Raw genomic sequence first — 24,667 nt, 5'->3', positions numbered from 1 at the left:
GATAACAGGGAAGTCACCGTGACTAAGCGATATGGATCCCGCATCTTTGCCCTACTGATGTTTTTCAGTTTATCTTTCCTTTACGGATGCCAGTCACAACTGAATATCAAGACCCTGATGGAGAAGGAGCAAGCAAGATCAACACAGCAAATTACCGATGCCATCGCGCGAATGAATAAAAATGAAAATGCATTACCTATTTCAAAAAATATGTACCGTCGTCAACTATCCATCAATTTCAGCCAACAGGAATTAGAGGTAAATAACCAGCATAAACAAGTGATTGATCTTTTTTTTAATTCTTTACCCGAGAGCCAGCATCTCAACATCATTATTTCGGTAGCCCCCTCTTCTGCAGGACAGCCCTTCAAAACGCTGAATGACTCCTGGGCAAGACTACAGAGTCTCAAAAATATACTGGCGCAATACAGCGACAAAATAGAGCTGGTTTACCAACCTGAACTGGACTTTGATTCAGCCACCATTCATGTGGTGGGAAATGATATTTCCGGAGGTAACAGTGTCCAATGAAATGCTGAGAAACCTCTTCCGACTTCTCAGCGCAGCCTGGCGTCGCCGTTACACTATTTGCGTACCTATTCTCATCATGCCGGTGGTTGGTTTGATTGCCAGTTTTATGGCCCCGAAATATTATGAGGCACACACCACCATACTGCTTCAGAATACCACTGAGCTAAATCCGATTCTGGAAGACTTCACCATATCCACAAACCTGGAAGATCGGCAATTGGCACTGCAAATACTCCTTAAGAGCCGCAAGGTATTAAAGGGCGTTGCCAGAGCCGTTGGGTTTATCGACTATCAATCGACTGAGGAGCAAATAGATGAAGCCATTGATGAACTCTCAAGTTCACTGTCCGTTGTCTTCGGCGGTGAACTGGTCAAAATCTATTATCGAAGTCAGAATAGAACCGACATTAAAGAGCTACTGACCAAAGTTACTAAACACTTCCTCACTCTGGTTCAGGCACCACAAAAATCGTGGCAGGTTGCCTCAACCCAGTTTCTCAAGGATCAGGTCGATACTCGACATCAGGAGCTTTCTGATGCTGAGCTAAAATTATCTGAATACAAGGCAAAGTTCGCATTGGAACTTCCGGAACTCCATAAGGCAAACGTCACCAGACTGGCAGAACTTCGCCAGCTGTTAATGGAAAAAGAGACCGAACTGGTCGGTGCCAAAGCGGCAATGGAAGAGTTCAATGGTAACCTGGCGCAAACCAACCCCGTCATCGGTAAACTTGAAGAGCGAATTATTAACACCCGCACCACACTGAGCATGCTTCGCTCCCGTTATACCGAGAAGCACAGCAAGGTTCAGACCCTGGTACGAGAGCTTGACAGGCTGCAAGCTGAACGCCAGCGAATGATTGCTGAAAGCAGTCAGTTAAAAACGGAAGATGTCCAACGCCTCTGGAACCTGGCGTCATCAACGCCCTCTGTTTCAATGGATAACCCCCAGGGAGGACAGACCACCATACTGGCCTCTCAGCTTCAGGCGGTTCAGGAAGCCAAGGCCAAAGTGAACAGCCTGCAAAATGAAGTGAAAAATATTAAAGAGCAAACCGACCAGCTCCAGAATAAAGTGCAGCAGTTTGCTGAAGTAGAGCGGACTCTTGTTGAACTGCAACGTGACTTTGGCATTAAACAAAAACTGTATGATGATTTTCTTAACCGTTACGTCATGGCAAAAGTGGCGGAAGACCTGAACGCTTATCAGGAGTCAGAACAGGTTAAAATCATCGACGAACCCTTCACACCCAGCAGTCCCAATGCGCTTCCAGCGTCATTATTTATTGTGGCAGGCATCTTTGCCGGTCTGGGTATCGGTTCAGGCCTGGCTGCGATTTCAGAAATATCTGATAGCACCTTACGACTGCAGGATAGTATTGAACGCATTGCGGGAGTCCCCGTTCTGGCCAGGATACCGTCAATGCCCTCAGCGCCAACCCTGGTTTACGACCCGGAAAAAGACTGGTTCGATGAGGGAGAGGTATCGTCATGACAGCGTCTCCCGTTGAAGCACAGCCCGTTGTAGCACAAATAGTCCAGCACCTTGCCCCTGGCGGTATTGAAACAATGGCTTTAGACATACAGCGAAAAGCCAGAAACCCGTCGAATGTTCATATTATCAGTCTTGAGGGAACACCCTCTGAAGCGATTGAGCATTGGCCACGACTTCAGGACATGGAAAGGGTTCACTTTCTGACCAAACCTCCCGGATTGAGTCTCTCGACAGTTACGAAGCTCACACGGCTGTTACGGCAACTTAATGTTGATGTGGTTCATACCCACCATGTAGGGCCACTTATCTATGGTGGAATCGCAGCCAAACTGGCTGGATGTGGCCATGTACATACTGAACACGATGCCTGGCATCTAAACCAGCAAAAACGACGCTGGCTGGTAACAGCCTGCTTCCATTTACTCAAACCTGCCGTTGCGGCAGATGCAGAACTGGTTGCAGCAAGCATTCGACAACATATTCCACTGTTTACGCCATCAGTGGTTCTTAATGGCATTGATACGGATAAATTCCAGCCAGCAGACCAAGCCGCAGCCAGAAATAAACTGAATCTCCCCCTGGATGCGAGCATTATTGGTTGTGCAGCACGTTTTACCGAGGTTAAAAGCCATCATCTTTTGATTGATGCTTTTTCCAGATTACCCGACAGTGCTCACCTTGCTCTTGCCGGTGGTGGAGAACTTGAGCATGAACTCAGAAAGCTAACCAGTCGGCTTAACCTGGACCAAAGGGTACACTTTCTGGGTGTCATTGATGATATGCCCGGCTTCTACCACGCTATTGATATTTTCTGTCTCGCCTCAAAAAAAGAAGGCCTCCCACTCTCGCCGCTGGAAGCCCAGGCTTGCCAGAGAGTGGTTGTCATGACCGATGTGGGGGGCTGTCGTGAGGCGGTTGATCCACAGAGCGGTATCCTGATAAAGGCTGAAAGCACACAGGCATTGGAAACCGCTCTCAAAACACAGCTCTGTTCAGGCATCAATAAAGAAAAACAGGCGTCTGCACGCAACTTTGTGGTTAACCATTGCAACCTGGAGAGAATGATCAGTCAATACGATGACCTGTATTGCGGGAGGCCATTATGATCGAGTGGCTGGCCTTGATTCTCTTCTTCATGGCAGGCATGGTGATTGTGTATCACCATATTGGTTATCCCATTGTTCTGAAATTGATGACACAGGGACTGGAAAACACACTACCCAACTTTTATCAACGACATCATCAAATCACGCCCCTTGATCATATGCTGCCTAGCATCAGTCTGATCATGCCCGCCTATAACGAAGCTGGCACTATTCAGGATAAAATCAGAAACCTTGCGGCCCTTGATTACCCGGACTACAAATTGAAAGTCATCCTGTTTTGCGATGGCTGTACAGACGCTACTGCCCAGCTGGCAAAGGAGACACTGACTGAGCCTGAATGCAGCCATCTGAACTTATCCGTAGTAGAAAAACCGGAAAACGGTGGAAAAGTTGCCGCTTTGAATGAGACCATCAGCCTCTCCCGTTGCAGTGTGGTCGCCCTTTCCGATGTGTCATCACTGTTATCGAACGACAGCCTGTTAATCGTAGCGGCTCACTTAAGCAATGAAAACACCGGGGTAATTTGTGGTAGCTATCACTTTTTACAATCACTCAGTGTTGGCGAGCAGGCTTACTGGCACTACCAGCGAAGCATTAAAGCAAGAGAGAGCGCACTGGGTGCAACCCTGGGTGTGCACGGTGCATTTTATGCCTTTCGCCGTGAGCTGTTTGACCTGATCCCCGCAGACACAATCAATGATGACTTTACCCTTCCGGTACAAATAACCATGAAGGGCTACCGATGCCTTTATGACCCGAGAATCATTGCCATGGAGCTTGAGCAGGCCTGTAATGACATGGATTTCCAACGAAGAAAGCGAATTTCGGCCGGCAATATTCAACAGGCCATTCGTCACGCTGGCTTATTACATCCAAGGTTTGGAAAGATAGCATTCAACTTTTTTTCCGGTAAATTTCTGCGCCCATTCATGCCAGTGTTCCTGTTTATGGCACTGGCATCTTCAGCATTACTGTCTCAGTCATACACTATTTTTCAGATCATTCTTATCATTCAACTGGGCATTTACGGTATCACTGTCTTTTATATATTCCGGCGCACACAACCAGATCATAGAAAATTGAGAGTACTTTTTTACCTGGTATCCGGGCACATGGCCATGGCTATCGGCTTAATTAACTATCTTTCAGGCCAAACCAAAGGCCAATGGAAACGAGTAAATACTGAAAAATAAGGATCCTCAACACGTACTTAAGGAGTGTACTCATGAAAGAGTCAACCTATGTCCATCCTCTCGCCTCAATGTGCAAACGATTAATGGATATACTGATCGCCCTGGCCGGGCTGACAATCACCCTGCCACTATTTCCCTTTATCGCGCTGGCCATTCGTCTTGATAGCCCCGGGCCAATTATTTATCAGCAGATGCGTATTGGCTATCAGAAAGAAAACTATATTCGCCTGTTCATGATGAAAAAATTCAGAACCATGCGGAATGATGCTGAGTCAGGAACGGGACCTGTCTGGGCTCAGAAAAATGACCCAAGGATTACCGAAGTTGGTAACTTCCTGAGAAAAACGCGTCTTGATGAACTGCCACAACTCTGGAATGTACTCGTTGGTGATATGGCTATTGTGGGTCCAAGACCTGAGCGGCCAGGAATGTACAATAAACTGGAAACAAACATTCCGTTTTACAGTGAACGAACCTTTGATGTTGTTCCCGGTATTACCGGTCTTGCCCAGGTAAACATGGGTTATGATGAGACATTGAATGATGTGAAAAATAAAGTCGCCTATGACCATGCCTACGCCCTGGCGTTAAGCAGCCCATGGGAATGGCTGAAAATGGATATTTACGTCATGTTCAAAACCATTTTTGTCATGGTAACCGGCAAGGGGCAGTAAAGCAGTGATCAGCTCTCATGCTGAAACAGAACACTGGCAATCTCATCCAGACCTTGCCTTAAGGCCTCCCGGCCATGCACGCCTGGCTGGTGGGTATCAGCCAATGGCATGGTGTGTATATCACATCGAAGGTTTTCAGGTGATTCATTCTCAGCGGGCCACAACAGCACGTCTGGATATACGCCCGTCATTTCACTCATCCATGACAGTTTATCGCTGATGGACATTTTTCCGACAGCCGACATTTCCTGATTGATGTTGCCCACAAATACTTTCAGGGCCTTACTATTACCAATACTCTCTGCAACCTCTGGCATCAAGATCGCCGGTAAGATACTGGTCATGAAACTACCCGGCCCCAAAATAATCATATCTGACTCTTTTATCCTGGCTACTGCTTCATCAGTCGGTTGTATAGCAGGCAGAATCATCAACTTCTCCGGACATTTTTCCAGAGCATCAATGGTCGTTTCACCAACCACTTCCTTTCCATCCACGATAGCGCCAAGGCGGGCAGGCTCTTCTGACATGGGTATCAACTCTGCATCGACCTGTAACATCTGGCGAATCAGGTTTATGGCATCCAATGGGCGAACACACATTTGATCCATTGCCAGTAAAATCAGGTTACCCAGGTTGTGCCCACTGATATCACCGCTATTTTTAAAGCGATACTCAAACAGAATCCGTGCAAGATTAGGGGTATCCGAACACAGCTGATTAAGGCAATTCCTGAGATCTCCCCAGGCAATACAGCCACTGCCATCCCTGAGTCGACCTGTTGACCCACCATCATCCGTAGTCGTAACAATGCCGGACAGGTGCCCACCGAGAAACCCAAGGCTTGCCATGACCCGACCAAGGCCATGCCCTCCACCAATAGCAACAATCCGGCGACACTGATAAAGTGTTTTTACAGAATACATGGCAAGTTCTTTTATGAGTATAAATACGGTATGTCGCACCTTTCACACAATATTTCAACATTGCTAAGCATTGCAGGCAATAACAGTACCGCTACCAATCACCAGAAGAGTCTGCTGCCTGCCCAGCCTAAAAACTGATATCAGGTTTGTGTTGAACCAATGATGCGTGGCGTTATCAGGAATAAACGCACCTGCTTGATCTTTGACGTTGACTCGGCACGGAACAAATGACCAAGCACCGGAATATCACCCAGCAATGGAACTTTGGTAAGCTTTTCTTCATCCTGTTCTTTATAGAAACCACCAATTAACAGGCTCTCCTGCTCACTGATGATAGCCTGAGTATTAATTGAGCTGTTAGTCACTTCCGGTAGTTTATTGCCGACGTCCTCTGTGCCCTGACTTCCGGTACCATCCTGTATATTGACGCTCATATGAATACGTCGACCCTGCTCTTCACGAACAATTCTCGGGGTAACCTGAACAACTGTACCTGATGTTACCGGAAATAATTCCGAGTCTTCATTGCTGGCCACTGAAACATAGAAAGTGCTGCTGTTATCCAGAATGGCTTCTATGTTATCGAGTGTCAGGATAGACGGCCTTGAAACAATCTTGACCCGCCCTTCATCAGCCAACAGCTGTAAATTCGCATTAAATGACCCGAGAGCACTGGAGACAATGGTTGTGTAATTTGGTGACGGGGCATTGGGATAGGGAGTAAAAGAAAACGTGGTATCACTTGAACTACCGGAATTATTCCAGTCAACTCCCAGAGCTTGCAGGTCCTGCGTATTGATATCAATAATTGAAACACTGATCTCTATCTGGGAAGTCGGTTTATCCAGGGAAGCGACCAGCTCTTCATACATGGGCATCTTGGATTCAAGATCATGGACAATGATCGCATTCAGTCGTGGATCAGCATTGATATAAACTTCCTCGGCTACCGCACCAGCGTTCAGCGGTTCCCCTGCTGATGACGCTGAGTCATCTTGCGAAACGGGTTCACCGGATTTACTGACACTTTCTGCCGGAGTCACTGATGGGTTAGGTGCTCCCTGCCTGGCAACCTGGGCTACACCACCACCTTTAATAATTCTCGTCAGAATCGTAGCCACTCCCGGAACGGTCAGCTGCTGACCTCTGAAAGTAAAGGACTTATCGGTTGCCCAGGCATATTTGAGCGGGAAGGTACGAACCGTCAGTTTACTCTTCTGGCGCTCCCCTTCCTTCGCATCAAGCAACAGCGCTGTCTGAGAAACCATTTCTATATACCGAGGCGGTCCGGAGATAAAGACAAGACCTTCTTGCGGCTGTTCCTTCCAGAAAAAGCGACCATCCCAGATACCAATTTTTTTCAGGGTTTTCTTCAGTTGCTTTATCGGTAAATAGTTTAAGCTGATAATCTGCTGGCTGGAGGCGCTGCCATCATAAACAAACAGGGTATGCCCATCAAAATACCAGATAAAACCATAGATATTGGCCAGATGATCCAGGAAATCAACAGGGGTCATAGGGCCAATCTTGCCATTAATTTCCCCAACAACCCTATCCGCTATGATGGCAGGTATATAATAGCTCGACGCGAAATTCTGCAAAACGTCCTTCAGGTTATCCCCATTCCCGAAATAGGCATACGGACGAACACCAAACGCTGCCAGGGCAGGTGATTCATCATCACCAATAGTACCTTCAAAATCATCAATCGCATCCTGGATAGCCTCCTCTGCAGAAATGACCACGCCATTTCCGAATGGTGCATTCGTTCGCATCATATTAAGGTTTTCTGGAGAGGAATGAGGCCTTTGACTTACCGGTTGACGGTCATCTTTCTGGGCAAAGTTATAATCAAAATCAGATGTTGCTGCATAATGGGTTTGACTGCCATATCGGGAGGTATCTGCCTCTTTTCCTGACAGTTGCCCATCATTTATAAATGGCATTAGCCGTGCACTTTCTGCATCAGCGGATAAGCTACCAGGCCTTGGAGACGCCTTGGCATCCAGAGGCCTTCCCTGATCAAAAGAGGGCATGGCTTTATTGGGGAACACCCTGGCATCCAGAGGTCTCCCCTGCCCAACGGCAGGAAAGCCGGGCTGATCCGGCGCGATCTCGGAAGGAATATCCGATGGAAAATAGATAACCTGCCCTACCCGTAATGCCTCAGAAGTATTCAGCTTGTTATAGCGGGCAAGCTCATTTGCCTCAAACCCATAACTACCGGCAATAACGTCCAGAGTTTCATTAGGACGTACTACATGCTTTCTGGTTTGTGGCTCTTCAGATGACCAATTCGCCAGCGCCTGAAAGGTAATCGCCAGTAAAAGGGACAGGATTATCAGGGTATTTCTTATAAAGCCCATCAGACGCGTGCCTCCATGCTCATGTCTGCTCCAGCTTATTCAACAGCCCTTAATGAATAGATGCCTTGTAATGGTTGTACAATATCAAAACTGTCAATTAAAGTTTGTTACACACCAGTTTATCGGAAAACAAACCGGATTCACCAGCATTTCGTCAAAAAAATAATTAACATGAGAAAAATCCGTTAATCACTCTATATACCGGCCGAAAGAACGAAATGATTAAATTATCAGGTGGGCTTTATCATGACAGCATCAGTCTCTTTCAGTAACGGCATTTCAGGTATTTCAAGGATCGACAATGCCTCGATCCACTCAGATTTTCCGAAATCAAAATCAAATTTCAAACCCTCCGGCGTCAACGTTCTTGACCACACCTGGCTGGCCCTGGAAAAGAACCGTAATTACCTGAAACGTGAGTTTGATTTTGCCACCGATGTTTCCGGCCAGAATATCTATTCAAGTCCTGAGGAGCACTACCGTTTCACACAGGAAGCCATCGATTCACTTTCTGCCTTTATTGGGCAACTGCCTGAAAACAACAGTAATACCAAAATAATGAAAGAAGCCCTGTCAGTAATTGAAAAAGCCAAAGCAGACAGTGAATATTTAATGATGTGCCGCAATGTATTGATTGCCAGCTAAAGGATTAGTGAAATGGATCAGTCATTAAAAACCTGGATGCTGTCACAGGCATCCTATTATATTGAATATCTGCAGCCCAGAAAATCCATTGCGCTATTAGAGGCGCTGATGTCAATAGACCGGAAAAACCCCGATATTTATCGCATGCTCAGCTATGCCTACCTACAGGCAGAACGACCTGAAGAATCCATTCGTGCAGCCGATAATTTCCTAAAATACGCAAGGCCTGGCAGTGATACTCGGGCTATAAAATGGATCAAGGGGCGAGCCCTGCTCAAGAAGAAAAAAGCGGCACTGAGCCGCTGATCTTCAAGACCATAGCCAGCCCCATAACAGCGGCGCACCTCTCATGGCACAACTGTTACCCGGGCTGAATATAGGCGGCAGAAACGATCTGGTACTGGCAGGCCTGTTGGTATCCATCATCGGGCTTATTATTCTGCCGATGCCCACCCCCCTGGTGGACTTCCTCATTGCATTGAACATGGGGATCTCCACAATACTTCTGATGACATCCATCTACCTGAAGTCACCCCTGGAATTCTCATCTTTTCCGGGAGTACTTCTTATAACGACCCTCTTCCGTCTGGCTCTGTCCATTACCACCACCCGCCTGATCCTTCTTCAGGCAGATGCCGGTGAGATTGTATATACCTTCGGTAACTTTGTGGTAGGGGGTAACCTGGTAGTAGGTATCGTTATCTTCCTTATCATTACCATTGTGCAATTCCTGGTCATCACCAAGGGTTCTGAACGTGTTGCAGAAGTCAGCGCCCGTTTCTCTCTGGATGGTATGCCTGGTAAGCAGATGAGTATCGATGCTGACCTGCGTGCCGGGGCCATCGAAATGGAAGAAGCCCAGCGACGTCGTGAGCTGGTTACCAAAGAAAGCCAGCTGTTTGGTTCTATGGATGGAGCCATGAAGTTCGTAAAAGGTGATGCCATTGCCGGTTTGATCATCATCTTTGTCAACATTACCGCTGGTGTTGCCATTGGTACCAGTAATGGTATGAGTGGCAGCGAAGCTCTCCAGCTCTACGCTATCTTAACCGTAGGGGATGGACTTATCTCCCAGATACCGGCTCTGCTGATATCCATTACCGCCGGTATTATTGTCACCCGGGTATCCAATGAAGATGCCAAGGACCTTGGTAATGAGATAGGCACCCAGCTTACCGATAAGCCAAAGGCCCTTATGGTTGGAGGAGCACTGTTACTCGGCTTTGCCCTGATCCCCGGCTTCCCGACACTGACTTTCATGGCTCTCGCTGGAGCGATCGGTGGCGGGGGCTACTATCTAATGAAGAAAGTGGAAAAAGCCAGAACCGCTGAGGAAGATGGCGGTATTCCTGCCATGGCCGCGGCAACAGAAACCCCCAGTGAGGCCAAATCCAGACTGGACCAGCAGGAAGAGTTCACCCAAACCCTGCCCCTGATTATTGATGTCCCGACCTCGGTACAGAAAAGCCTGAACACAACCTCCCTGAATGAAGAGCTGCTGAAAGTCCGGAAATCACTGTACATGGATCTCGGTGTGCCTTTTCCCGGTATACATCTTCGGTTTAATGACGCCATGGATGAGAATACCTACAGCATACTTCTGCAGGAGGTTCCCGTTGCATCTGGCTATTTCAAACCAGGCTCTCTGTTCGTGAGAGAGAGTAATGAGCATCTGGACATGCTGAAGATCCCTTATGAAGTTGGTGATGCGTTTCTACCCAGCCTGGACTCTCTCTGGGTCACTGAAAGCCAGCAGGACAAACTTGAGCGCAATAACGTCAACTTTATGGATTCCTCAAAAATCCTGACGTACCACCTGGCACATGTTCTGAAGAAATACGCAGAAGATTTTGTGGGCATTCAGGAGACACGTTACCTTCTGGAAAAAATGGAAAGCACGTTTGGGGAACTGATAAAGGAAGTCCAGAGACTGTTACCGGTTAACAAGATCACCGAAATATTCCAGCGCCTGGTCTCTGAAGACATCTCGATCAGGAACCTCCGCTCCATTCTGCAATCTTTGGTTGTCTGGGGACACAAGGAGAAAGAGGTGGTTCAGTTAACCGAGTATGTCCGCTCATCATTGAAGCGCTACATCAGTTACAAGTACTCTAACGGTAAAAATATGCTGCCGGTGTACCTGCTTGACCAGGATGTCGAAGATACCATCCGCTCCGGTATCCGCCAGACCTCAGCAGGCAGCTACCTGGCACTTGATCCATCGACCTCAGCCCAGTTTGTGGAAAACGTCAAGCATTCTGTTGGCAAAATAGGCCATCTTGAGCATAAGCCTGTCCTGATCACCTCAATGGATATACGGCGCTATGTCCGAAAACTTCTGGAGCTGGAAGTCTATGACCTGGCAGTGCTATCACACCAGGAGTTAACTGAAGAGATTACCGTTCAACCACTGGGCCGCATTTCTCTTTAATGGATGGGTGCTCAGAACGGTTTGGCAGGAATGCTTTTTGTGCAGTATCTCAAGGGGCAATCAAATCAACTCTCATTATTTTCTCTCTTAACTTTAGTCACCACATTACTTCCCCCCCTGAAAAAGGGGGTAGAAGTAATGTTAAATGAGGGAGAAAAGGGAAATGACAACTAACGAACTAATGCAAAGACCAGCTGGTCAATAAACTGCTCTTCTTTATAAACATGCTTTTTCATCACACCTTCAAGCTCAAAACCGCATTTCTCCAGCACACGGCGAGAACCATCATTACGTGCCTGTACATCAGCGAAAATACGAACCAGCCCCATCTCATCAAATGCATACTGGCACACATAAGAAAGCGCTGCGGACATAATGCCTTTACCCCAGTGATCCTCAGAGACCCAAAAGCCAATCTCTGCACCAAAACGGTGAACATCCAGTTGAACTACAAACCCAATCTCACCTATGGCTTCGCCGCCAAAGTCAATCGCAAAGCGGGTTTTGGTCTCATGTTCTTTAACATGCTGAACCCAGGCCCTGGCATGTTCTATGGTATAGGGGTGTGGAAAAGTATCCCGAAGGTTCCTGGCTATATTGACGTTATTACCATGCTTGGCCAGAGATATCGCATCGCCGTAAAGAAACCTTCTGAGGCAGTAACCATTACCCAAGTCTATATGCATATCATTATCCTGATAGTCAGCTATCAGGTAAAACATCGGCAAAAGCACCATGGGCTTTATTGATATTTCTGTAACCCATTGATATGTCTTAATAAACCGAGGATTATCCAACCAAGCTGAAGTTTTAGTTTATCTAATCCATTTAGCAGGCTTGATTTTATAAAAGGGAAATAAAGATGAAAGCCCCAAGCATCTTTGAAGTTAAATTATAATATCAAATATCATTTTTCCTTCAAAACTCAGACAATTTTATTATTCTTATTTCTGATTAAAGATAATATTGTGATTGCATATTAATAGAATTAAACACTCTAATTAACATAAATCTAAAGCACTCTTTAAAAACCTCAAAAACACTAACCCTGAATAACCTGTTTAAGAGTGACTACAGCCTTAAAATGGCTGTAATCACGGCATTCACAATTACCGATTCTTGCTGATAACTTCCTTACCCTTTACCCACACTTTCGTTATATTCTGCCGGTGAGCGGTTGTAATAATCTTTTCCAGAATATCTGAAGGCTCATCCAGTGCTTTCCAGATTTTCAAGTCACAATCCTGAATATTGCCATCCACTAAAACAGCATCGAACCAAAATCCCTTTTGAAACAAACCAATGGGTTTATCAAGTGCTTTTCCTCCTCCGGCAGTGGCTAACCAGAAAGCTTCAAGAAAAGATATTCTGGTACCGGGCTCACCTCTTACGTCAGATGCCAGCCTCGCTGAAGTACCTTCCTCCCGGACTCTGGAATGACTGACCGCATCAAAGCATGATCGCAACATGGAAGGCGTAACACTGGCCGCAACATCGCTGCCCAAACCACAGTGCAGTCCCCTGTCGAGAATCTCTCTGGTTCCCAGGGCGGCATTGGCAAAATACATGTTTGAAAGAGGACAATGGGCAATAATGGCACCGTGTTCCTGAATTTTTTGAGTATCTCTCTCAGTCAGGAATATAGAATGGGCCAGAATCGTCTTTCTTCCTAACAACCCTGTTCTTTCATAGATACTGATATCGGTTTCACCATATTTCTGACAGCTGTACTCCCTTGTCCAGTCACTTTCAGAGCAATGAGTCTGAACGTAACACTCATTCTCTGTAGCAAACTGCCCTAATTCCTTAAGCAGCCCTTCTGTACAGCTTGGTATAAACCGTGGTGTGACCACCGGTGACACCAAACCATCATTGCCAACCATACCGGAGACATACTGATAAAACGCTTCAGTTTCATAAAGGCTCTTCTGAGCACTCTGGCGATAGTAATCAGGACAATGTTCCGGGTTATCCATGCAGACTTTACCAATAAAAGCCCGCTGCCCCTTCTCCAGACAAAGGTCTGCAAGCACTTTGGACGGCTCAAGATGAATGCTGGAGAAGTACACCGCACTGGTTGTCCCACTGCTTAATGTTGACTGCACCAGATCTCTGTAGACATGCTGGGCAAAATCCAGGTCCTGGTACCGAGCCTCAAGGGGAAATGTATAATTTTCAAGCCAGTTATACAGTGGTAAATCCAACCCCTTACCCATTTGAGGCCACTGTGGTGCATGACAATGAAGGTCAACCAGCCCTGGAATAAGGTATTGCTGGTCAGTCAGCCGGAGAATGCGCCCCTGACATTCCAGAAACTCAACGATAGGACTATTGTTGTACTCTGACGGTTTTGCTACCCCGAGAATTTCACCTTCAACATTAATGGTAATCAGGGCATTTTCAAGAAATTCAAACTCTCCGGGCGCCGGGCAATGGAAAGCATTGCCCAGAATACCGAAAAGAATATCATCGTGATTCATAACACAGCCTGTGGACTCGCTGGATTCAAAGAAAGCATTTATAAAAAATGAGCGTGATTCAAAAAGAAACCACGCTCATTCGATAAATTAACAGTAAAGCCTGCTGTGACGCAGAAATCAGGCCCTGACATCCATTTGATCAACGGTATCCAGTGCCAGAGTGATCATATCATTCAACGTCGTGCGGCGTTCATCCGCGCCTAAAGCCTCATGACGGAGAATATGGTCAGTAACCGTGCAAATTGTCAGTGCCCTGGCGCCCAGTGCCGCTGCTGCACCGTAAAGAGCAGCCGCCTCCATCTCTACCCCCAGAATGCCATGACTGGCCATCAATGGGTACAGATCTTCATCAGGTCGATAGAACAGGTCAGAAGAGAACAGGTTACCTACCTTGACTGACAGCCCCTTCTTTTCTGCCTGCTCAACAGCCGTGCGAAGCAGCGAGAAATCAGCCAGTGCCGCAAAATCATGATCCCTCAAACGGATTCGGTTCACTTTTGAGTCCGTACTGGCCCCCATACCAATCACCAGATCCATCAGTTTTACATCATCATGAATGGCACCACAGCTACCAATACGAATCAGGTTCTTAACCGCATAGACGGTAATCAATTCATGGAAATAAATGGATGCAGAAGGTATTCCCATACCATGCCCCATAACGGATACCGGCTTACCATTATAGGTTCCGGTAAAGCCCAGCATTCCCCTGACGTTAGTGACTTCCCTTGCATCATCCAGATAGTTCTCAGCGATGAACTTGGCGCGAAGCGGATCCCCTGGCATCAGAATGGTTTCTGCAAAATCCCCGGGCTTCGCGTTAATGTGTGCAGTACTCACTGACTTAAACTCCAACAATACATCTTTCTGAAACGTTATTTGATCGAAGCCTGCCGCCGCCAATAAACAATGGAAGTCGACAGGCTTGAATATTTAGCTGCCAAGACCAACCAGCAAACCAGCAATAGTGCCACTCATCAAGTTGGCAAGAACCGAGGCCAGAAGCGTTTTCATGGCTAACGTGTTCATTTCCCTTCTACGTCCGGGCACAAGACTGCCAAGACCACCAACCACCATGGCCACAGAGCCGATATTGGCAAAGCCGCAGAGTGCGAAAGTCACAATGGCCTGAGTCTTCGGGGAAAGTTCAGAGGCAACTTTCACGTAATCGATATAGGCCACAAACTCATTGATAACGATTTTCTGGCCAATAAAAGAAGCCGCCTGTGTCGCTTCATTCCAGGGCACTCCCATCACAAAAGCCAGTGGTGCCAGAAGATAACCAAGAATACTCTGAACAGTAAGGGCTTCAAAACCGAACAGGCCTCCAACTCCTCCCACAATACCATTAACAAGAGCGATCATGGCGACAAAAGAGATCAGCAGTGCGGTGACACAAGCCACCTGCTGTAAGCCAACCATGGACCCTTGAGTTATGGCGTCCAGGATGGATTCCGGTTTCTCATCTGACTGGTCGATGACATCATTGACGTTATTGGCCGGTGTCGACGTTTCCGGACAAATCAGTTTGGCAAACAGCAAACCTGCCGGAGCCGTCATAAAACAGGCGGTCAGAATGTATTTGATATCAATACCCAGATTGATGTAACCAATCATGGTGCCGCCAGCAACCGAGGCCAGACCGCCGGTCATCACGGCAAAAATTTCGGAGCGGGTCATTCCCTGGACAAAGGGCCTGACCATGGAAGGCGCTTCAATTGGGCCTACAAAAATATTGGCTGTTGCCGAGAGTGATTCAGCACGGCTGGTACCCAGCAGTTTATGCAATACACCACCAATCACATTAATAACTGCCTGCATAATATTTAAATAATACAGAACAGAGATTAATGCACTGATGAACACCACAACAAACAGAACATTAATGACAAAAACAAAACCAACTTTATACTGGGCCAGATCCCCAAATACAAATGCCAGGCCATCATTGGCAAAATTAATAACACTTTGCACACCATTGGATGCAACCTGTAAAACAGTTTGACCTGCCGGAACATACATTACAAATACACCAAAGGTAACCTGAATAAGTAATGCACCCAATACAGTCCATACATTTATCGCCTTTCGATTTTCCGAAAAGACTACGGCAATCCCGATCAGCATTGCCATACCAAACAGGCTCATGAAGATTCCCATGAGTGCCCCCTTCAAACAAACAAGAAAAACGGTTTAACAGCTTTCAATGAAAACAGCACAAGAAATAAGGCAGGCCTTAATTGCCCCTATATTGATTCAATAGGGGCACAGCAAAAAAGGACAATTGTCCGCCAGAGGTACTTTTTTGTGAAAAATTGAACATTTTTTGATTTATATCTGTATTTCTGAAAAAACCCGATCAAGGTTGATAAATCTGAAAGCACTACCTTCCTTTTCCAGAACGCCCTCATCGATCAGGCTCTTCAGAATCCTCCGGTAAGCCCGGGATGAAGTACCCAGACTTTCAGCTTCAACATCCTGAGCGATCTGGAACAAGCCATGACCCGCCGCATCAGAAAGATCAACGAGACTCTTGAGCGCATTAAAGCGAAGACCATAAAGTATGTTCTCCATAGCCCTGGTTACCGTCGTATGATAGCGGTTTGACATCAGGGCCAGAAAATCCAGGGCAAGATCCGGCATTTTGGTCAAAGCCCCCAAGACTTTCTCTCTGGAAAGCTGATAACCAACCACCGGGTTAACGGCAATAACGCTCAGCATATGTGTTCCCGAGCCACTGAACAGCTCCATCTCTCCCAGAACACCAAAGTAATTCTCTTCCTGTCCCAGGGTATACTTTCTTCCAGATGCAGAAACATACTGCACTTTAATATCAGCCCCGGAAACCACTACAAGTGCATTGGCTTCCCCCCCCTGAAAACAGATTACCTGCCCTGCTGCATATCTGACCGGCTTTCCGCCAGGTATCGTCAGTAATCGATGGTAGATCTTTGCATCAAAATCCCGGAGCACAACTCCTCCCCAAGAGAGACAATCAACTCTTTGCTATAGACTCACGACTTAGTTCGTTTTTTAACTGCGATAAATCAGACGTTAATTAATTTCCGTCCCGATTTATTACCCGTTACAACGCACTGTATTGCTGCGATCATGCCACCACACAAGCATGTATCCAGCGGGAAATTCATTGCTTTTTTCAGTTGGCTTCCAACTTTTTATAGAGCATGCCAAGCACATCCCACTTATGCATTGTCCATTGTGGTGAAAGCAGGTACTGTCTTTCCCCGGAACCTGTCAACCGGTGAAACAGCAAACCCTCTGGAGCCCGAAGGATCATCTTTGCCAGCACATCCGTGTAAGACTCCATGGATAATTCCCGAACCTGCGCCCTGCGCCATTGACGGGCCATTTGAGTGCCTTTAACGATATGAAGAGGGTGAATTTTAATAGCATCGACACCTAAACCAATGACCCGGTCAAAACTGACCAGACTGTCTTCAGGCTCTTCCCCCGGAAGACCGACAATCAGGTGAGTACACAGCTTTAATCCATAGTTCTTGGCTCTTATCACCGCATCTTCATAATCGCTGAAGGTATGACCACGGTTAATGGCTTCAAGCGTAGGATCAAAGCTGGATTGAAGGCCAAGCTCGAGCCAGACCTCATACCCCTGAGCCTGATACTCCGACAGCAGTTTTAACACCGGATCCGGTACACAGTCAGGCCGGGTACCTACGGCAAGCCCTATCACACCGGGCTGAGCCAGAGCCTCATCATAATAGCGTTTGAGATCTTCCAAAGAGCCGTAGGTATTACTGTAAGACTGGAAGTAAGCGATAAACTTTCTGGCCCCCGTTCGGACTCCCACCTTCTCCTGTGCCTGGCGAATCTGCTCGGAGATTTCTCCCGCTTTGGTGCTGCCGGGGCTGAAAGAAGCATTATTACAAAACGTACAACCACCAATACCTTTAGTGCCATCACGGTTTGGGCAGGTAAATGACGCATTCACCGAAACTTTGTGTACTTTTTCTCCGTACTTCTGCCGAAGGTAACGGCCAAAAGTATTCACGAAGCGGGTCATGTCCATAGCGAGTTATTTCGTCATCAAAAATCACTACAAAATACCGACAGACCCTTGTTTAGCCTATAGGGAATTTAACGCATGACTTAATGGCCAATGCTTAGCCTGAATTTTTTTTCATTCTTTCCAACGCTTCCTGAACGACTGCACGTGCCTCATTTTGACAGGCATCCATTGCGTCAGGGTCATCGGGAGCTACACGCCATTCAATAATTCTTTTTGCCAGCTTCCTCGCCATCACACCGACAAGATCATCCAGATAAGACTCATCGAACATGGCCAGTGGCATAAATCTGAAATGAACTAACAACTGCTCAGGTTTATCAGGTTCCTTCATATGTATGGCAAAATCGCCGGCATCAGACGTGCTTTGACTGATCGTTAACGTAAAATGCTCACCGCTCATAGTATTCTCCCGGCTGTACTAGTTTCAGTTGTCGGCGGTGATACAGGTGGCTTTATGATCTTCAGACCAGCTGTCAGCTTATTTAAGCCAACAGCATTATTGAGCAAAAGATGGGCCTTCCATCTTTTTATAATCTCTATTCATAATCTAAACTGAGCTTTATAAGGACTAAAGCATTAGCGAACAATGCCGCCAAAAATGGCGATATTTTATCATTTACCAGAAGCCAGCTTGCACTGGGCAACGGAGAGCCTGACTATGTCACTCATTACCAACAAGGATATTGATAACCTACCCTCTGATCACTCAGGCCAGGTAGGTAATGTCAAACCGGTAGATCGTATTGATCCAATGCAATCTCAGGAGTTTTCAAAGCTTGTACAAAACAAGGAAGACAATAAGCTTGCCGAAGCAGCTGCAGAAGATGGGGAGATTACCCCAGAAGAACTCCAGAGACAGATCCGTGAAAACCTTTTTAAAAATGGATTCAATAAAGCCCTCGAAAAAGCTAAAGAAATAGCCAAGGAACTCAGACAGGGATAGGCATCTGGGCCGCTGCCATTTTTAACAAAAGGTAGCTAGAACTTTGCAGTAATAGCTACACAATCTAATCAGGGGTTCTCAATTTCAATATAATAAATTTAGCGACAGGAACTATCTCTGCAGATATTTAATACCGTGCAGATAATATTGTGATGTACAGGGATGTGGCCAGCATGTCAATTCAGTCCTCCAACATTATTCCTCTGAGCCCAGATGGTGACAACAAACCACCGCAAAGCATTCTATTTTCCGAGTTAAATCAACTGGTTCAAGAAATCATTTATCCTGAGTCCGACACGCTGTTTGCTGTTTTATCAACTAAATTACAAACCAACCTGGAAGACATCAAAAACGATCAGGACATGATGCGCTGGATCGATATCAAAAACCGTTTGAAGAAATCTGAATCTTCAATTAAAAAAAGCTTCCTCGATCATTTGACCAGCACAGACAATGAACAGCCTCAACCGCAAGAAGGCGTCTTAACGCTTGAATTACTGGATAATTCTGAACTTGATCATCAACTCCTCTGGCTTTCTGCAACCAATGATTTTGAGAGCAGTAAAAACTCTGAACGTATTTGCAGAATCAAAAGCAGTCTCGAGAGCACCTATCCCCGGCATGACGGCACTTACCCTGCGACCCCGGAGCGTATCTGCGAAAGTTTCGCCATGGCTCTGGAAAGTCTCCATCCGGATCGTGACATTGAACAACAATTGTTCTGCTGGTTTGCCAGCCATCTTAGTAAAGCAGCTGATGAACTCTGGCTTAAAGCCGACCAGTTAATTCTCCATAAAGGGCTGGGTCCCAAACAGTCATCTTCGGTTGAGCGATCGAAAGCAAACACAGTCTACGACCCAAGTCACCCAAGTCACAACCCCGTATCTTCATCCCGCTTCCCGGACCGAACACAACCAACTCCTCAACAGAATTACTATCCAGACATTGATAATCCACAGTTTCTGGATAGCTTTGCTGAGAAGCTGGTATCCCGGCTGGAAAACATGCTTGCAGAAGACGAGCTCATCCCTGAGGCCAAGGCTAACAGGGTCAGGGCTATTGATCTGGCCAATGTCCTCAGCTCACTGCAACTGGAAATTCTTGAACAACACGTTTCAATAAAAAACCTACACAACTCAGTGGTCGATGCCCTGGAAATACAGGGAGTTAACCCAAACCTTTCACGCCATCATGAAGACCTCATCAATATGGTTGGCTGGTTGTTTGAGTACATTCTGGATGATCACAACCTGCCTGATGAGGTAAAAAAAACCATTGCATTATTGCAGATCCCGATTTTAAAACAGGCCATCCTGAATGATGCTTTTTTAACCGACAGAAAGCATCCGGCCCGCCTTTTATTAAACGACTTGACGTCTGCAGGAATGCTGTATTGCCGGGACCCTCAATTAACCAAACATGTGCTGCTACTGATTGAGCATACTGTCCGCACCATCATCTCTGACCACAGTGAAAACCCCGATGTACTTCAGGAATGTCTTGATGGATTTCAATTCAACCTGAATATCATCCTGCAGCCAGAGCCTGAGAGTTCAAAAAACCAGCCTGCGGAACCCAACGAACAACCAGAGGAGATCCTGGCAACAGAGTCCGACGATGACTATACCATTGACTTTCAGGCCGAGAGTCCCACGGAAGATCACTCCGAGGAAATTATTCTTTCCTGCGGACAGTCCGGGCTGAGCCTGGAAGATCCACTCTTGTCTGAACCCAACCCAGAAGCAACCGAAGGCTCTCAGGCGCTTGAACTGGTCCTTGATGAACAGGATGAAGTGGCTGACGCGCAGGAGCACCACGCCTCATTTGCCCCGGTCATCATTGATGGACTTCATCCGGGTCATTGGGTTGAATTTATTGGCCAAGGCGACGCACATCATCTCCGCTGCAAGCTTGCCCGGCTCAGTAAAGACAGTCGTCGATATATTTTTGTCAACAGCTCGGGAATGCGTGTTGCAGAGCGTTCTGGAAGCGAACTCAAAAAGGAAATCAAAGACGGTTCTGTCCGTATTCTGGAAGAGAACCCTGTTTTCGACCGGGCTATACAGGCCGTTCTTAAGCGATTCAAAAAGCATTAGTAACGCTGCCTGGGATAGCCACTGTAAGGCAAAAGCTGAAAAAGGTGAGAACTGTTCAGGCCTGTTTATCTCAACACGGGCATAGACATTGATTATTGGGCAGGCAACTGACTAAAGCACTGGAGTTTAATGGCGAAAAACTAATTTACTATCGATTTGTACAGGAAGTCTTATGATCAATCTGGAAAATTTACATCAAATTACCGACGGTGATGAGGTGCTTCTGGAAGAGTTGTTATCAACATTTTTCCAGAGCACCCGGGAAGACATTCTGAATTTGAAAGCTGCGGTCAACAATCAACAAACGACCCTTGTTGCCAAATTTGCCCACCGGATTAAAGGTGGTGCGGCCATCGTCGGAGCGGAACAACTGGCAATAATTGCCGGAGACCTTGAACAATCAGGGCAACAAGTGGAAACAGATCGTTTTGACCCTCTTTTTCTTCAACTGAACGATACGTTTAACAGCATTGAAGCCCTGTACCCTGATCTATGAAAGGGGCTGACTGGTCTGGCTGAACAGGCTCAAGCCATAACGGGCAAAAAAGTGTAGCGATTGAACAATCGATTGCATACAAATTTCACCCGATTAATCCACTTACCAGGGAATCACTGAGCCATCATAACTGATGAACTGGCCGCTGCTTTTTAAAGAAAGTTGATCAATAACCTTGCGAATACCCCTGATAGATGTTTCTGCATCAATCAGTGCATTGACGCCACCCATATCCGTTTGAACCCAGCCCGGATGAAAAATACCAACACTGATACCCTTTTCAGCCAAGTCAATGGCCAGACTCTTACCCACAGCATTTAATGCAGCCTTGGCAGAGCGATAGAGGTAACTTCCTCCTTTGTGATTGTCTCCCATACTGCCCATTTTGCTGGACATCATGATGATTTTCTTCTCGTGACTCAGGGCTACTTTTTCCACCAGAGCCTGTGTAACCATCATCGGGGCTACCGAATCAACCCTTAAAACCTCCATCCATGGGTCAACAGTCACCTCATCATAAGACAGACCAGAAGGGCCATAAATGCCGGCATTATTGATCAGGATATCAATGGGCTCTTCAATCACATACTGCAGATTATGGATCATTCCGGGCTGGGTAATGTCCAGAGGAACCAGCTCAAACTGGTAGCCCGCACTACGTTTAAGCTCCAGCAGTTTCTGCGACTGTTCCGGAGAGCGGCAACAACCATAAACCTTCGCACCCTCCGCAAGATATTGACGGCACAGTTCCAGACCCAGCCCCCGGCTAACGCCGGTCACCACCACTATTTTCTGCATACAGACTCTCCCGGATAAACTGGCAGCTTCCGGTAGAAATAAAGCTGAAGCCGCCGATAAATTATCTTACTAGCAAACCAGGCAAGAAACGTACAACACATTTTATGATGACAAACCGGGGATGGAAAAGATGCCTCCAAAAATAACTGGCGACAACCAGACATCTTATATACCTGCACAAGAAGGGCATACCTCCCCTGCTAATCACAACGCCAATCATAAAGGACGCCAGGTCAGCGAAGCCAGGGCGACTCCCCAATCGGGCAGAACCGCTAATGCAACCAGCAATCTGGCCGTTGGTCAACGTCAGGTTGAGTCTTTATCACTTGATCATCTGGAAGTGATCAAAGCACTTGCAAAACAAGGCCAATGGGGCGGTGTTTTGTCCGCCATTTTTGCTTGTAAAACAACGAATCAATTGAATGAAGCTCTGGCCGCAATAAAAACAGTCAGCCCTCTGCCCAACGATATTCACCAGGCAATAAGCGATTGCTTTGGGGACCTCTACACAAAGGAAGCCAGTAATACTCTGACAACAGGACTACTCACACCATGACACTCGAAAACCTGGGCAGTCTCGATCTTATTATGCAAAAGTCCGATGAACATGACAGCCCGCTGGGTTCCATGATCAGAATAGCGGTGGACAGCTTTATCCAGACACACTCGCTAACAGCGGTGAATCGAAATCAAATGGTCAATAGCATCACCCAGAAAATTCACGAGCAGATCAATCAAGTGATGTTTGAACAGGAAGAGCTACTGTCAAAAGACCCGGTATTAGCGGAGAAAATAGCTCAGGCACGCAATCAACGGCGAATCGAGCAAAATTATCTTCAGGAAAAAAGCCAACGCTCTGAACAAGCTTCCTAGTTTTTTATGCCAAAAAAAGGGGCTTACTCAGCCCCCTCATAAAACCTGATCAGACCAGCAATAAAGCAATGGTTGCCAGGCTGAGAATCAACGTACCACCATAACAGGCCACTTTTACCCCAACCCCCGGGTGGAAGCCCAGATCGTGGGCACCGTGGTAAATACGGTGAATACAGGCCCAGTAAGAAGGCACCAAAGCCACCATCAGTGCCAACTTGCCAATCCAGCTCTCCAGAAAGAACGCTGACATTCGCTCGTAAGAGAGCGCTTCTGCCGGAATAATTTCCAGAGGCACGCCCAGACCAACCACAAAAATAATGGCCGGAAAGAAAAAGGCGATAGTAGTGCCACCAGCCCCGAACAGACTCCACAACAGAGGTTCAATATGACGTTTATTACTCATGTTCCCTCTCCTATCCCCGTCAAAGTCCCATAGTGGCCGCAGCCAGAATGATGGCAGAAACCACCGCCAGACCAACGTACATCAACTTGTTAACCACACTGTCTTTTACCATTTTACGAATCTGCTGTGGCAGAACGCGGGGCGTCATATCGAAATAGGTGACGGCATGGTAAAGGGTGAGGCCCAGGGTAACCACAGTGAACAGAATCATTAACGGGTTGGCCTGGAAGGCAAGCCAGCTATCCCAGGCAGCTTCACCTTTAATCAGCTGAACCAGACCGACAAACAGGTTGATGGCATACAGACCATCAACTACGCAGGATGATTCCCGTACCATGTAATGACGGTAGAAGGGATGATCCATATACCAGGTGCGCTTCATAGGGCGCACATAGGGGCGACGACTCATCACTTGTCTCCTTTACGTGGCATCAGGAAAGAGAGCGCCCAATCCTGGGAACCCTGCAGTTTGTTCTGGTTGATGGCCGCGGCCGGGTCTACATTCTTTGGACAAACCTCAGAACAGTAGCCCACAAAAGTACAGGACCAGACACCATTCTTGCCCTGAATCACTTCAGTACGCTGCTCATAGCCATCATCCCGGCTGTCCAGGTTATAACGGTGCCCCAGGGCAATCACCGCAGGCCCGGTAAACAGTGGGTTCAAACCCATCTGTGGGCACGCGGAGTAGCAGAGCATGCAGTTAATGCACATGGAAAACTGCTTATAAAGGCCCAGCTGCTGAGGCGTCTGCTTATTCACACCCTCTTCAACCGGCTTCTCCATCGCATTGATGATGTAAGGTTTCACTGACTCCAGCTTCTTGATGAAGTCTTCAGAGTCAATCACCAGATCCTTTTCGATCGGGAAGTTAGCCAGTGGCTCTACCCGAATGGTGTTCGGGTAGTAATCCCGGAGGAAAGTTTCACAGCCAAGCTTTGGTGTACCATTAATGACCATTCCACAGCTGCCACATACCGCCATACGGCAGGACCAGCGGTAAGCCAGGCTGGAATCCAGTTCATCCTTGATATGCTCAAGGGCATCCAGCATGGACCAGGCTTCCACATAAGGAATAGTGAAAGTGCCAAATGTCGGCTTGTCATCGGTTTCCGGGTTATAACGCAGAATCTCGATGGTTATGGTTTTCTCACTCATGGGGC

26 protein-coding genes are annotated in these 24,667 nt (G+C 46.9%); 13 read left to right on the top strand and 13 right to left on the bottom strand.

All coding sequences use genetic code 11. The features are described 5' to 3' along the window. Positions 1–18: 18 nt before the first annotated feature. The 5 genes from KDK13_RS11095 to KDK13_RS11075 are packed head-to-tail and all read left to right on the top strand — an operon-like array spanning position 19 to position 4,999. The gene (locus tag KDK13_RS11095) at positions 19–531 is read left to right on the top strand and encodes a hypothetical protein (RefSeq protein ID WP_257285036.1); all 513 of its coding nucleotides are present in this window, start codon (positions 19–21) and stop codon (positions 529–531) included. Beyond that, positions 521–2,026, top strand: a complete 1,506-nt coding sequence (locus KDK13_RS11090; RefSeq protein WP_257285035.1) for a Wzz/FepE/Etk N-terminal domain-containing protein — start codon at positions 521–523, stop codon at positions 2,024–2,026. The genes KDK13_RS11095 and KDK13_RS11090 overlap by 11 nt, the downstream gene beginning before the upstream one ends. After that, positions 2,023–3,132 (top strand): glycosyltransferase, encoded by a 1,110-nt coding sequence (locus KDK13_RS11085; RefSeq protein ID WP_257285034.1) that lies wholly within the window; start codon positions 2,023–2,025, stop codon positions 3,130–3,132. Before KDK13_RS11090 ends, KDK13_RS11085 begins: the two co-directional genes overlap by 4 nt. Further along, on the top strand, positions 3,129–4,325 hold the full coding sequence (locus KDK13_RS11080; RefSeq protein WP_257285033.1) for a glycosyltransferase family 2 protein: 1,197 nt from the start codon (positions 3,129–3,131) through the stop codon (positions 4,323–4,325). The genes KDK13_RS11085 and KDK13_RS11080 overlap by 4 nt, the downstream gene beginning before the upstream one ends. Before the next feature lie 32 nt (positions 4,326–4,357). Further along, positions 4,358–4,999, top strand: a complete 642-nt coding sequence (locus tag KDK13_RS11075) for a sugar transferase (RefSeq protein WP_257285032.1) — start codon at positions 4,358–4,360, stop codon at positions 4,997–4,999. Positions 5,000–5,007: 8 nt separating this feature from the next. On the opposite strand, the gene yvcK is transcribed toward KDK13_RS11075, so the two are convergent. Beyond that, a complete protein-coding gene (yvcK, locus tag KDK13_RS11070) occupies positions 5,008–5,925 on the bottom strand; it encodes a uridine diphosphate-N-acetylglucosamine-binding protein YvcK (protein ID WP_257285031.1) in 918 nt (305 codons plus the stop codon). Between the two features lie 140 nt (positions 5,926–6,065). Then, a complete protein-coding gene (gene sctC, locus KDK13_RS11065) occupies positions 6,066–8,291 on the bottom strand; it encodes a type III secretion system outer membrane ring subunit SctC (RefSeq protein WP_257285030.1) in 2,226 nt (741 codons plus the stop codon). Between the two features lie 246 nt (positions 8,292–8,537). On the opposite strand from sctC, the gene KDK13_RS11060 reads away from it, so the two are divergent. From KDK13_RS11060 to sctV, 3 genes are read left to right on the top strand one after another with little or no spacing between them, the layout of a single operon-like run. Beyond that, positions 8,538–8,936, top strand: coding sequence for a hypothetical protein (locus tag KDK13_RS11060; protein WP_257285029.1), 399 nt, complete (start codon positions 8,538–8,540; stop codon positions 8,934–8,936). A gap of 12 nt (positions 8,937–8,948) precedes the next feature. Next, a complete protein-coding gene (locus tag KDK13_RS11055; RefSeq protein ID WP_257285028.1) occupies positions 8,949–9,242 on the top strand; it encodes a hypothetical protein in 294 nt (97 codons plus the stop codon). Positions 9,243–9,285: 43 nt separating this feature from the next. Then, the gene (gene sctV / locus KDK13_RS11050; RefSeq protein WP_257285027.1) at positions 9,286–11,367 is read left to right on the top strand and encodes a type III secretion system export apparatus subunit SctV; all 2,082 of its coding nucleotides are present in this window, start codon (positions 9,286–9,288) and stop codon (positions 11,365–11,367) included. A 170-nt stretch (positions 11,368–11,537) separates the two neighbouring features. Here the strand turns inward: sctV and KDK13_RS11045 are convergent, their stop codons facing one another. From KDK13_RS11045 to KDK13_RS11015, 7 genes are all read right to left on the bottom strand, one after another. Further along, entirely contained in the window at positions 11,538–12,053 is a 516-nt protein-coding gene (locus KDK13_RS11045) for a GNAT family N-acetyltransferase (RefSeq protein WP_257285026.1), read from the bottom strand. 423 nt (positions 12,054–12,476) lie between these two features. Further along, positions 12,477–13,847, bottom strand: a complete 1,371-nt coding sequence (gene guaD, locus KDK13_RS11040; RefSeq protein ID WP_257285025.1) for a guanine deaminase — start codon at positions 13,845–13,847, stop codon at positions 12,477–12,479. A gap of 117 nt (positions 13,848–13,964) precedes the next feature. Then, entirely contained in the window at positions 13,965–14,687 is a 723-nt protein-coding gene (gene deoD / locus KDK13_RS11035) for a purine-nucleoside phosphorylase (RefSeq protein WP_257285024.1), read from the bottom strand. Between the two features lie 93 nt (positions 14,688–14,780). Then, complete coding sequence (locus KDK13_RS11030; RefSeq protein ID WP_257285023.1) at positions 14,781–16,007, bottom strand: NupC/NupG family nucleoside CNT transporter; 1,227 nt, start codon at positions 16,005–16,007, stop codon at positions 14,781–14,783. A 171-nt stretch (positions 16,008–16,178) separates the two neighbouring features. Then, positions 16,179–16,820: a Crp/Fnr family transcriptional regulator gene (locus tag KDK13_RS11025; protein ID WP_257285022.1), complete on the bottom strand. Its 642-nt coding sequence runs from the start codon at positions 16,818–16,820 to the stop codon at positions 16,179–16,181. Positions 16,821–17,004: 184 nt separating this feature from the next. Next, positions 17,005–17,877 (bottom strand): TIGR01212 family radical SAM protein, encoded by an 873-nt coding sequence (locus KDK13_RS11020; RefSeq protein ID WP_257285021.1) that lies wholly within the window; start codon positions 17,875–17,877, stop codon positions 17,005–17,007. A 112-nt stretch (positions 17,878–17,989) separates the two neighbouring features. Continuing rightward, positions 17,990–18,295, bottom strand: coding sequence for a hypothetical protein (locus tag KDK13_RS11015; protein ID WP_257285020.1), 306 nt, complete (start codon positions 18,293–18,295; stop codon positions 17,990–17,992). A gap of 186 nt (positions 18,296–18,481) precedes the next feature. Between KDK13_RS11015 and KDK13_RS11010 the strand changes: the two genes are divergently transcribed. The 3 genes from KDK13_RS11010 (at position 18,482) to KDK13_RS11000 (ending at position 21,430) form a co-directional block, all read left to right on the top strand. Next, positions 18,482–18,838: a hypothetical protein gene (locus KDK13_RS11010; protein ID WP_257285019.1), complete on the top strand. Its 357-nt coding sequence runs from the start codon at positions 18,482–18,484 to the stop codon at positions 18,836–18,838. Between the two features lie 173 nt (positions 18,839–19,011). Then, positions 19,012–20,934, top strand: coding sequence for a DUF1631 domain-containing protein (locus KDK13_RS11005; RefSeq protein WP_257285018.1), 1,923 nt, complete (start codon positions 19,012–19,014; stop codon positions 20,932–20,934). Positions 20,935–21,106: 172 nt separating this feature from the next. Then, entirely contained in the window at positions 21,107–21,430 is a 324-nt protein-coding gene (locus KDK13_RS11000) for an Hpt domain-containing protein (RefSeq protein ID WP_257285017.1), read from the top strand. A gap of 102 nt (positions 21,431–21,532) precedes the next feature. Here the strand turns inward: KDK13_RS11000 and KDK13_RS10995 are convergent, their stop codons facing one another. Beyond that, on the bottom strand, positions 21,533–22,228 hold the full coding sequence (locus tag KDK13_RS10995) for an SDR family oxidoreductase (protein WP_257285016.1): 696 nt from the start codon (positions 22,226–22,228) through the stop codon (positions 21,533–21,535). Between the two features lie 130 nt (positions 22,229–22,358). On the opposite strand from KDK13_RS10995, the gene KDK13_RS10990 reads away from it, so the two are divergent. Both KDK13_RS10990 and KDK13_RS10985 read left to right on the top strand, forming a co-directional pair. Next, complete coding sequence (locus KDK13_RS10990; protein WP_257285015.1) at positions 22,359–22,784, top strand: hypothetical protein; 426 nt, start codon at positions 22,359–22,361, stop codon at positions 22,782–22,784. Beyond that, positions 22,781–23,101, top strand: coding sequence for a hypothetical protein (locus tag KDK13_RS10985; protein ID WP_257285014.1), 321 nt, complete (start codon positions 22,781–22,783; stop codon positions 23,099–23,101). The genes KDK13_RS10990 and KDK13_RS10985 overlap by 4 nt, the downstream gene beginning before the upstream one ends. A gap of 49 nt (positions 23,102–23,150) precedes the next feature. On the opposite strand, the gene frdD is transcribed toward KDK13_RS10985, so the two are convergent. Genes frdD through KDK13_RS10970 form a run of 3 tightly spaced genes read right to left on the bottom strand, consistent with a single transcriptional unit; the run spans position 23,151 to position 24,662 of the window. Continuing rightward, positions 23,151–23,504 (bottom strand): fumarate reductase subunit FrdD, encoded by a 354-nt coding sequence (gene frdD / locus KDK13_RS10980; RefSeq protein WP_252019556.1) that lies wholly within the window; start codon positions 23,502–23,504, stop codon positions 23,151–23,153. A gap of 19 nt (positions 23,505–23,523) precedes the next feature. After that, complete coding sequence (locus KDK13_RS10975) at positions 23,524–23,913, bottom strand: hypothetical protein (RefSeq protein WP_257285013.1); 390 nt, start codon at positions 23,911–23,913, stop codon at positions 23,524–23,526. Continuing rightward, entirely contained in the window at positions 23,913–24,662 is a 750-nt protein-coding gene (locus tag KDK13_RS10970; protein ID WP_257285012.1) for a succinate dehydrogenase/fumarate reductase iron-sulfur subunit, read from the bottom strand. Before KDK13_RS10970 ends, KDK13_RS10975 begins: the two co-directional genes overlap by 1 nt. Between the last annotated feature and the right edge of the window lie 5 nt (positions 24,663–24,667).

Origin of the sequence: Endozoicomonas sp. SESOKO1 (assembly GCF_024606265.1) — a bacterium.
In the GTDB taxonomy this organism is placed as follows: Bacteria; Pseudomonadota; Gammaproteobacteria; order Pseudomonadales; family Endozoicomonadaceae; genus Endozoicomonas.
The sequence above is the reverse complement of the archived record's forward strand: the minus strand, read 5'-3'. Positions and strand labels throughout refer to the sequence as shown.